General features: G+C 72.9%; 7 protein-coding genes and 3 pseudogenes. 5 read left to right on the forward strand and 5 right to left on the reverse strand.

Going from position 1 to position 10,165, the window contains the following annotated elements; genetic code table 11:
• Positions 1-104: 104 nt before the first annotated feature.
• Positions 105-3,092: a bifunctional [glutamine synthetase] adenylyltransferase/[glutamine synthetase]-adenylyl-L-tyrosine phosphorylase gene (locus E0F75_RS30515; RefSeq protein ID WP_229314183.1), complete on the reverse strand. Its 2,988-nt coding sequence runs from the start codon at positions 3,090-3,092 to the stop codon at positions 105-107.
• Between the two features lie 378 nt (positions 3,093-3,470).
• Between E0F75_RS30515 and E0F75_RS30520 the strand changes: the two genes are divergently transcribed.
• From E0F75_RS30520 to E0F75_RS30530, 3 genes are all read left to right on the forward strand, one after another.
• On the forward strand, positions 3,471-5,609 hold the full coding sequence (locus E0F75_RS30520; protein WP_229314184.1) for a PIG-L family deacetylase: 2,139 nt from the start codon (positions 3,471-3,473) through the stop codon (positions 5,607-5,609).
• 151 nt (positions 5,610-5,760) lie between these two features.
• On the forward strand, positions 5,761-6,270 hold the full coding sequence (locus E0F75_RS30525; protein ID WP_229314185.1) for a pyridoxamine 5'-phosphate oxidase family protein: 510 nt from the start codon (positions 5,761-5,763) through the stop codon (positions 6,268-6,270).
• Positions 6,271-6,281: 11 nt separating this feature from the next.
• Positions 6,282-6,713 (forward strand): VOC family protein, encoded by a 432-nt coding sequence (locus E0F75_RS30530; protein ID WP_229314186.1) that lies wholly within the window; start codon positions 6,282-6,284, stop codon positions 6,711-6,713.
• Here E0F75_RS30530 and E0F75_RS30535 read toward each other — a convergent pair.
• From E0F75_RS30535 to E0F75_RS30550, 4 genes and pseudogenes are all read right to left on the reverse strand, one after another.
• Positions 6,640-7,329: a histone deacetylase gene (locus E0F75_RS30535; RefSeq protein ID WP_229314187.1), complete on the reverse strand. Its 690-nt coding sequence runs from the start codon at positions 7,327-7,329 to the stop codon at positions 6,640-6,642. The genes E0F75_RS30530 and E0F75_RS30535 overlap by 74 nt on opposite strands.
• 34 nt (positions 7,330-7,363) lie before the next feature.
• Positions 7,364-7,858 (reverse strand): GNAT family N-acetyltransferase, encoded by a 495-nt coding sequence (locus tag E0F75_RS30540; RefSeq protein ID WP_229314188.1) that lies wholly within the window; start codon positions 7,856-7,858, stop codon positions 7,364-7,366.
• A 96-nt stretch (positions 7,859-7,954) separates the two neighbouring features.
• Positions 7,955-8,506, reverse strand: coding sequence for an RICIN domain-containing protein (locus E0F75_RS30545; protein WP_229314189.1), 552 nt, complete (start codon positions 8,504-8,506; stop codon positions 7,955-7,957).
• A 232-nt stretch (positions 8,507-8,738) separates the two neighbouring features.
• A pseudogene (locus E0F75_RS30550) lies at positions 8,739-8,825 on the reverse strand (glutamine synthetase); the annotation flags it as partial.
• 375 nt (positions 8,826-9,200) lie between these two features.
• Here E0F75_RS30550 and E0F75_RS30555 point away from each other — a divergent pair.
• Both E0F75_RS30555 and E0F75_RS30560 read left to right on the forward strand, forming a co-directional pair.
• Positions 9,201-9,472: pseudogene (locus E0F75_RS30555) on the forward strand (transposase family protein); the annotation flags it as partial.
• 66 nt (positions 9,473-9,538) lie between these two features.
• Positions 9,539-10,032 (forward strand): annotated as a pseudogene (locus E0F75_RS30560) (transposase); the annotation flags it as partial.
• Between the last annotated feature and the right edge of the window lie 133 nt (positions 10,033-10,165).

A 10,165-nucleotide genomic window follows, 5' to 3' on the forward strand; every position in this document is an offset into this window, starting at 1 on the left:
GCATGCCTGACGGGGCGGGCATGCCTGACGGGGCGGGCATGCCTGACGGGGCATGGGCCCGACGGGGCCCGCCACGCGCCGCACGCGCGGCCGGCCCATGGGGCCTACGCCCCGTAGAACAGCTCCTCGACGACGGCGCGGGCCCGGCGGGTGATCCGCCGGTAGTCGTCGACCATCTCGCCGACATGGCCGGCCTCGTACCCCAAGTACCGTCCGACCGCCGCGAGTTCGCGCGGGTCCGAGGGGAAGGTGTCGCCGGGCCGGCCGCGGACCAGCATCACCGCGTTGCGGACGCGGGTGGCGAGGACCCACGCCTCGTCCAGGGTCTGCGCCTCCTCCGTCGGGATGAGACCGGCCGCGTGGGCCGCCCGGAGCGCCTCGCGGGTACGGGTCGTCCGCAGCCCCGGTTCCACCCAGCCGTGCTGCATCTGGAGCAGCTGGACCGTCCACTCGACGTCGCTCAGGCCGCCGCGCCCCAGCTTGGCGTGGAGGGTCGGGTCGGCGCCGCGCGGCAGCCGCTCGGACTCCATCCGGGCCTTGAGGCGGCGGATCTCGCGGACGGCGTCCTCGCCGAGGCCCTCGGCCGGGTAGCGCAGCGGGTCGACGAGTTCGATGAACCGGTCCCCCAACTCGCGGTTTCCCGCGATGGGTTCGGCGCGCAGCAGCGCCTGGCTCTCCCAGACGAGGGACCAGCGGTGGTAGTAGGCCGCGTACGACTTCAGGGTGCGGACCAGGGGGCCGCTCTTGCCCTCCGGCCTGAGGTCCGCGTCGATCAGCAACGGCGGGTCGGCGGTGGGGAGCTGGAGCAGCCGTCGCATCTCGGCGACCACCTTGCTCGCGGCCCTGGCCGCGTCCTGCTCGTCGACGCCCTCGCGCGGCTCGTGCACGAACAGCACGTCGGCGTCGGAGCCGTACCCCAGCTCGTGACCGCCGAAGCGGCCCATGCCGATGACGGCGAACCGGGTGGGCAGTTCGTCGCCCCACTCGGCGCGGACGGCGGCCCGCAGGGCGCCCGCGATCGTCGCCGCGTTGAGGTCGGTGACGGCCTCCCCCACCCGGTCGACCAGCGCGCCCGGGTCGGGCTCGCGGGGGCTGTCCTCGGTGCCGTACGAGCCGATGAGGTCGGCCGCGGCGGTCCGGAACAGCTCCCTGCGGCGCACCCCGCGGGCCGCCGCGACGGCCTGCTCGGCGTCGGACGCGCGGCCCACCGCCGCCAGGACCTCCTGCTCCAGGTGGTCCCGGCCGCGCGGCTTCAGCCCCTCCGGGTCGCCGAGCAGCGCGACCGCCTCGGGGGCGCGCAGCAGCAGGTCGGGGGCGAGGCGTCCGGCGGAGAGGACGCGGGCGAGGTTCTCGGCGGCGGCGCCCTCGTCGCGGAGCAGCCGCAGGTACCAGGGGGTCTTCCCGAGGGCGTCGGAGACCTTGCGGAAGCCGAGCAGGCCGGCGTCCGGGTCGGCCGAGTCCGCGAACCAGCCGAGCAGCACCGGGAGCAGCGTCCGCTGGATCGCGGCCTTGCGGCTGACCCCGGACGCGAGGGCCTCCAGGTGGCGCAGGGCGGCGGCGGGGTCCTCGTACCCCAGCGCTTCGAGCCGCTGTCCCGCGGCCTTCGGGCTGAGCCGGATCTCGCCCGGGGCGAGCTGGGCGACGGCGTCGAGCAGCGGCCGGTAGAACAGCTTCTCGTGCAGGCGGCGGACGACGGCGGCGTGCCGCTTCCACTCCTTGTTCAGATCGGCGACCGGGTCGGTGCGCAGCCCGAGCGAGCGGCCGAGGCGCCGCAGGTCGGCCTCGTCCTCGGGGACGAGGTGGGTGCGGCGCAGCCGGTACAGCTGGATGCGGTGCTCCATGGCCCGCAGGAAGCGGTAGGCCTCGTCGAGCTGGGCGGCGTCGGCCCGGCCGACGTAGCCGCCGGCGGCGAGGGCGGCGAGCGCGTCGAGCGTGGTGCCGCTGTGCAGTCCGGCGTCGCTGCGGCCGTGCACGAGCTGGAGGAGCTGGACGGCGAACTCGACGTCGCGGAGGCCGCCGGGGCCGAGCTTGAGCTCGCGGTCGACCTGGGCGACGGGGATGTTGTCGACGACCCGGCGGCGCATCTTCTGCACGTCGGGCACGAAGTTCTCGCGTTCGGCGGCCTGCCAGACCAGCGGGGAGACGGCGTCGATGTACTGGGCGCCGAGCTCCGGGTCGCCGGCCACCGCGCGTGCCTTGAGCAGCGCCTGGAACTCCCAGGTCTTCGCCCAGCGCTGGTAGTACGCGAGGTGGGAGGAGAGCGTACGGACGAGGGGGCCGTTGCGGCCCTCGGGGCGCAGATTGGCGTCGACCGGCCAGATCGTGCCCTCGACGGTGGTCTCCGAGCAGATCCGCATCAGGTGCGAGGCGAGCCGGGTCGCGGCCTGCATGGCCTTGCCCTCGTCGGCGCCGTCACTCGGCTCCCCCACGAAGATCACGTCCACGTCGGAGACGTAGTTCAGCTCGTGACCGCCGCACTTGCCCATCGCGATCACGGCGAGCCGGCACATGGCGGCGTCGGCGGGCGTGGCCGTACGGGCGATGGCGAGCGCGGCGCGCAGGGTCGCCGTCGCCAGGTCGGCGAGCTCGGCGGCGGTCTCGGCGACGTCGATGGTGCCGCACACGTCACGGGCCGCTATGGCCATCAGGGACCGGCGGTAGGCGACCCGCAGCGAGACCGCGTCGACGGCCTCGGCGAGACCCCGCTCGAACTCGGCGACACCGGGGTGCAGGTCGGTGGCCTCGTAGGTGACGAGGGACTCCCAGTCGCGCGGGTGCCTGGCCAGGTGGTCGGCGAGCGCCTCGGAGGCGCCGAGCACCCCGAGGAGCCGGTCCCGGAACGGCTTGGCCGCGAGCAGGGTGGTCGTGAAGGTCTGCCGGTCGGTCTCGGGCTGCGCCTCGACGAGCCGGACGAGACCGCGCAGGGCGAGGTCGGGGTCGGCGGTCGCGCCGAGGGCGTCGAGGAGGACGTCGTCGCCGCGCAGGGCGGACAGCTCGGGCACGTCCAGAAGCCGCTCCGCCTGCGACGGGTCGGTGAATCCGTGCCGCAGCAGACGTGAGAACGTGCTGCTCCTACGTCCCGGCACCGTCATTCCGCCGCTCCCTCCGAGCAGGTCCGCCCCGGGGTCGACCCCAGGGCTCACCCCGGGTCGAACCCGGGCGGATCGAGCCTATCCGGAGCGGGAGACGGGGGCGTTCAGGCCTTCGGTTCGCAGCGGATCACACGTGATGTCCCGCACATCGATGGCTTTTCGAGGCCGATGAACCGTATTCCTTGAAAGTCCGTCCTGCTGGGGGGCGGACCACTCCCGCCTGCCCGGACCCGCCGAAGCGACCCCGACGCGGACCCGAACGCATGCGCGGGACCACTCGCGCCTGCCCGAGCCCGATCAGGCGACCCCCGAAGCGACCCCGTACGCCAGCGCGGGGCCGATCCGCCTGCCCGACCTGTTGAAAGCGCGCCGCCGACCATGCCCGTACGCCTCCGCCGTCGTCCTCCCCTGTCCCGCCGCAGGACCGTCTCCACCGCGGTCACGGTCCTCCTGGTGGGCGGCACCTTCGCCGGACTCCTGTCGGTGACCGGTGCGCCGAAGACGGCCGCGGCGCAGACGGCGGCGCCGGAGGCGAAGGCGCCCACGGCCACGGCCCCGGCCCCCAGGACGTCCGGACGGACCCCGCGGCCCCCGGCGCCCACCGCGCCCGGGGCGAACCCCGCCACCTCGGTCATGCAGATCGTGGCGCACCCGGACGACGACCTGTTCTTCATGAACCCGGACATATCCCAGACCATCCGCTCCGGCACCGCGCTGGCCTCGGTGTACCTGACGGCCGGTGAGTCCGACGGCGTCAACGCCCGCCCCCGCGACGCCGCCGCCGCCACGGCCGACAAGGCGGCCTACGCCGAGGCCCGGCAGAACGGCATACGTGCCGCGTACTCCGAGATGGCGACCGGCAGCCGGACCAGCCCCTGGGACCGGGTGGCGATCCCCACGGCCGGCGGCGGCCTGGCCGAGCTGGACACCCTGCGCGCCGACCCGAAGGTCAGGCTGGTGTGGCTGCAGATACGCGAGGCGGGGTCGATCAACAACTTCCGCCCGCACAGCCTGAACGGCCTCTGGCACGGACTGATCGGCACGCTGGAGTCGCAGCGCTCCTCGGGCACCCCGGTCGCCGCCGACTTCCGGTACACGAAGGACGAGGTCGTGGCGACGATCACCGGGCTGCTCGACCGGTTCCGGCCGACCTTCGTCCGGATGCAGGACCCGAGCCCCGGCGCCGACCCGCAGAGCGGGAAGATCCGCGACCACCAGGACCACCTGTACGGGGCGCGGTTCGCCCAGGCCGCGCTCGCCCGGTACGCGGAGCTGCCCGGACATCCGCGGGTCGGCGTGCAGAACTACCTCGGCTACCCCACCAGCGTCCTGCCGCACACGCTCGACCCCGAGACGGCGGACGACAAGCTGAAGACCCTGAAGACCTACGCCTGGCTGGACGGCGTCAACGACTGCGGGACGCCCGCCGGCTGCGGCGACCTGAAGGTGGCCGCCCGGCCCGCCGGACGCGGCTGGACCGCGACCGTGCGGTACGCCCGGGGCACCTCCACCTCCTGGGTGCAGCGGGACCGGGACGGCGGGCTGCACGCCTTCTCCGTCCTCGACGGACGCCTCGCGGCCTGGCGGAAGCCGGCCGACGGCGGCGCGTGGAGCGGCCCGACGCTGCTGCCCGGCGGCGGCATGGACACCGGCGTCACGTCGGTGTCGCTGCCCGACGGCCGTATCGCGGTCTACGGCACCCGGACGCTCCTCGCGGGCGGCCCCGCCGGCTACCGCCGCGAGGTCGTGAGCACCGAGCAGACGGTGCCCGGCGGCGCCTTCGGCCCGTGGCGCTCGCTCGGGACCCCCGAGCGGAACGACGCGACCGGCACCTCGGACATCAGCGCGCCCGCCGTGACCGTGGGCGCCGACGGCCGCGCGACCCTGGTCCTCCGTGACAGCCTGCACCGGCTGACCGCCCGCGAGCAGGGCGCGGACGGCGACTGGGGGCCGTGGCGGGTGCTCGGCGGCGTGGACGTGGCCGGCGACCCGGTCGCGGCGACGGACGGGAAGGGCCGGGGGTACGTCTTCGCGAGCACCGCGAAGACCGTTCTGGTGTGGGCGCAGCACGCGCCCGGCGAGCCGCTCACGGGTCCGGCGCCGGCCGCGCTCCCGCCGACGACCCTGGCACTGAGCGCGAGCCCGTCGCCGAACGGCGACGGCGTACGGCTCTGGTTCCGCAAGCCGGCCTCCGGCGATCTGCGCAGCGCCGACTTCTCGGGCGTCGGCCCGGTCTCCCCGGTCACGGAGCTGCCCGGCGGCGTGGCGGGCTTCGGCCCGGTGAGCGGCGGCGACGGACTCCTCGCGGTCCGGTCCCGGGCCGGCTTCCTTGCGACGGCACCGCACGGCAGGACGGGGGCGGCGGGACCGGCGTGGAAGCTGGAGAAGTTCCTGTTCGCGGGGGCGCCGGACGCGGGGACGGACGGGGTGGCGGCGATCGGCCTGGACGGCCGACTGCACTGGACGCCGGCGGTACCGGGAATGCCGGCCGGGCGGGGAGTCGCGGCGGCCGAATGAGCCGTGGCGGCCGAATGGGCTGCGGCTCGCGGTGAGTCCCGGCGGGCCGATGAGCTTCGCGGGCCGATGAGTTTCGCGGGCCGGTCCGGTCGTTACCTGTGAACACCTGCTGAACGCGCGCGCAGCGGCACAGGCGACGAAGGGAACGGCGATGAACCCGCAGACCCCGCAGACGGTCCTCGACCCCCGGTACAGCGACGACAAGGCGGGCCCGGTCCCCTGGTCCGAGGCCGAGGCGCGGCTCGCGACGGCCGAGGTCTTCTGGCTGACGACCGTACGCCCCGACGGCCGCCCGCACGTGACTCCGCTGATCGCCGTGTGGTCGGAGGGCGCGCTCCACTTCTGCACCGGCCCGGACGAGCGCAAGGCCCGCAACCTGGAGGCCCATGCGTCGGTGGTCCTGACGACGGGCACGCCCGCGCTCGGCGAGGGCCTCGACCTCGTGGTCGAGGGCGAGGCCGCGCGGGTGACGGACGAGGACCGGCTTGCGGCGCTCGCCGGGGCGTGGGTGGAGAAGTACGGCGAGGACTGGCGTTTCGAGGTGCGCGACGGGGCGTTCCGGGGGGACGGTGGTACGGCCCTGGTGTTCGCGGTCGCGCCTCGCACGGCCTTCGGCTTCACCAAGGGCGCCCCCTTCGGACAGACCCGCTGGCGTTTCTGAGGAGAGCCCCCTTGAACTGGACACTGGAAATCGTCCCGGTCCCCGTCACCGACGTGGACCGGGCGAAGGAGTTCTACGCCGAGAAGTGCGGCTTCGCCGTCGACCTGGACGACGAGATGGCACCGGGCATGCGCATGGTCCAGCTGACGCCGCCGGGCTCGCGCTGTTCGCTCGCGCTGGTGAGCGGGATGCCTCCGATGCCGGGCACGAAGGAGATGGCCCCGGGCGCCCTCCAGGGCCTGCAGTTCTGTGTGACGGACATCGAGGCTGCCCGGGCGGAGTTCGTCGGGCGCGGGGTGGAGGTCTCGGCGATCCAGCACGTGGGCGAGAAGGGCTGGGCGGCCGGCAAGGGCGGCACGTGGAACGCCTTCATGACCTTCGATGACCCGGACGGCAACGGCTGGCTGGTCCAGGAGGCGCCGTCGGAGCTCTCGGAACGCTGACGGCGGCCACGCCCTCCGGCGTCCAGTGCCCCGCCGCGCCGGGCCGCGAGGCGAGGTAGTCGGCCACCTCGGCGGGCCGCCACGCCCCGGCCTCGTGGAGCCCTGCCGCGAGGTGCTGCAGATAGGCGGCGGAGGGCGGGCGGAGCCCGTCCGCCGACGGCATCGGCCAGGGCGCGGTGAAGGTGAGCACGGGGATGCCGTCGATGTGCCCCGGGCAGACGAGGGTCTCGTACCGTCCGGGACCGAGCGCGCAGCGGCCGGTGGCGAGGACCTCGGCCAGATCGAGGTCGGCGCCGGGCTCCCGGTACATCTCCTGTGCGGCGATGTCGGAGAACTGTCCGGCGGTCAGCAGGTGCGCGACACCCCACGCGGTGCCGTCCGCATCCGGGTCGTAGAACGCCCGGCCCCCGGTCCACACGGCCGACTCGGTCGCGAAGTACACCTGCCCGTCCAGCTCGACGGCCACGGACCGGTCGGGGCCCCTCGGGTCCCGGCACCCGGGGAACTCCCGCGCGCCCCCGGCCGGCCGGCCACCGGCGAGATAGCAGCCGAGGCGGTCGGCGTGCATGTTGGAGCCGTAGGCGGCGTACCAGACGCGGGGACGGGGTTCCGTCATGGAACCCGACGCTAGCGCGGCCGGACCGTCACACCTAGAACCCCAGGTAGAAGTGCCGGAGCTGCTCGTCCTCGGCCACGCACGGCATCCCGGCGGCCTCCATCACCCGGTGGGACGCCGGATTGCCCAGGTCGGCGTCGCCCTTCACGCCGGAGACACCGGCCCGGCGGGCGATCTCCAGGAGCGCCCGCAGCGCCTCGGAGGCGTACCCGTTGCCGCGCGCGGAGGGCACGAGCCCGTACCCCACGGTGACGACCCCGATCTCGTCGGGCGGCCCGTGGAACCCGATCCCCCCGACGGTGACGCCGCTCTCCGCGAGCCGTATCGCGTACGGCCGGAACGCCCCCGGGTCGCCCCGCTCGGCGACCCCCCGCAGAAACCCGGTGGCCGAGCGGACGTCCCCGTCGCCGGGATACGCCTCGCCCCACAGGTCCCCGGGTCCGGACTCCCGGGCGACGATGCGCTCGGCCTCGGAAACGGTCAGCGGTTGGAGCAGGAGCCGCTCGGTGGCGACGGATTCGATCTTCACCGGGGCAGTCTGAAGTGACCCACCGCCCCGGGCAACGGATTTACCGCGCGTGGACGGGCGGGCGCCGGGCAGACGCCCGGCGCCCGCCCCAGGGGTCTACCAGGCCACGGCCCTGTTTCTGAAGCCCTGGTTGTCGCCGTAGTGGCAGTCCCACAGCCGCGCGCGGGCGCCCGGCTGCGTGCTCCAGTCGGCTATCTCCAGGCACTTGCCCTGGACGTACGAGTAGTCCATGTAGAGGATGCCGTCGCCGCCGTGGAAGAGCTGGTTGAGGCCGTAGTGGCAGTCCCACTGGTTGGCGGTCGCACCGTTGTTGCGCCCCCAGCCGCCGATCTCCAGGCACTTGTTGCTGTTGACGTTGACGTAGTAGGACGACCCGACGAGATCGTTCGACCGCCAGAAGCGGTGCCACTTCTGGTTGGCGCCACCGGTGCAGGGCCACTGGCGGACGGCCGCGCCGTTCGCCGTGCTCCAGTCCGCCACCTCAAGACACTGGCCGGAGTGGTCCACGCGGATCTCGACGGTGCCGAGGTAGCTGAAGGAGGGCTCGGCCGCCTGGGCCGGAACGGCCGAGACGCCGAAGACGAGACCGAGGGATGCGGCAAGAACGAGCAGCCCCTGCCTGGCACGAGTGAACGCGGTGAACTTCATGGTCCTCTGCAATCGATAAGGGAGAATCCGGCAAGTGGCCGGAAAGCGACGCTCATGATCGCATACGTATTCGACCAACTGGCCTTCTCGGCAGCCCACTTGGGTCATTGCACGATGCGCGACCCGCCGGCTTGGCGGAACTGATTCCTCCACATGAGACGACTCAGGGCCGACGGTTCGCCACCGTCGGCCCTGATCATCGACTCCGGGCTGCGCCCGTCCCGCCCTTCGGCTACAACACCGGCAGGTTCTTCCGGAGTTCGAAGGCGGTGACCTCGCTCCGGTACTCCTCCCACTCCTGCTTCTCGTTGCGGAGGAAGTGACGAGACGTCAGAGCCACCTCAGCGACAGCAGAAACAAGCACTTCAGCCCCTCTCCCACAAGGTGGTTGTTGGGTAACACTGGCTACCCATGGCGGCCCTGGGACGACCCACAGACGGACCGGACCCCGCCCGATCCGGGGTCCGGTCCGGTTCGACCAGAACGCGCAACCCATGATTCTCCTGCCCGCAGGCGCGCACGGGCACCTCGCCCTCACCACCCAGCCAAGCAGCCCCCAGACCGTCGGGATCACGGCCCACATGGTCCGAGCCCGCCTGGAACGTTCCTCAGTGAACCTCTTTCATCCTGTACTGGAGGGCGAAAAGGGCTGGTCAGCAGGTGTGGTGACGAGACAGGGCCCCTCGTCGTTGGCGTGGTGATTCCACTCATCACACCGGCGACCGAAGGGGCCCTGTTGGTTCCGTATCCTGGCACGCTCGACGTCCCGCGTGAGCTCGTCGCGCATGTCGCCTGGCTGCTGCACGAGCACCGCCAGGTCCGCAACACCCGCTGGCGCAAACTCGGTTGCTTCCAGCAGGCGCTGCTCACCCTGGTGCACCTGCGGAAGAACGAGACGTTCTCGCAGCTCGGCGCCGGTTCGGGATGTCCCAGGCCACTGCCTGGCGGTACGTCGACGAGACCCTAGTAGGGCTTGGCCAGGTTCGTGTTGGTGTTGCGTGTCCTGCGGGTTCGGTGTGTCGTTGGGGATGTGTGACGCCGGAGGAAGTTTCTGCTGTGCGTGGCGAGTTGGAGGACTTTGGGCAGAGGTCTTCGAGCCGTTCGCGCGTAATGATCAGCGTCGGTGGGGGCGGGTCTACCTGCGGGGCCTGCTCACGGACGGGCAGCGCCAGTCGGTCGAGCCGATGGCCGCCCGGCTTGGTGAGGACGGGAACCGACAGGCGCTGGCCCACTTCATCACCACCAGCCCATGGGATCCAGCGCATGTGAGGGCCCGGCTGGCCTGGAGGATGGAGAAGGCGATCCAGCCCACCGTGCTGATCTTCGATGACACCGGATTCCTCAAGGACGGCAATGCCTCGGCGTGTGTGTCGCGGCAGTACACGGGCACGGCGGGCAAGGTCACCAACTGCCAGGTGGGAGTCTCGCTACACCTGGCCTCGGATCATGCCTCGGCGGCGGTGGACTGGCGGCTGTTCGTGCACCCGCTCCAGGTGCGGCCCTCGAAGTGGGCCAGGCCCAACGCCTGCTTCCCTCGCGACATGGACCGGCGTATGCCCCACCTGCCACCGCGGCATACCCCCACCAGCCCCAACCTGACCAAGCCTTACTAGGCTTCGCGGCGAGTTCCCGCGTGGCTGGTGGCGCTCGGCGCGATGG

Origin of the sequence: Streptomyces sp. CB02980 (genome assembly GCF_014451325.2) — a bacterium.
Lineage (GTDB): Bacteria > Actinomycetota > Actinomycetes > Streptomycetales > Streptomycetaceae > Streptomyces.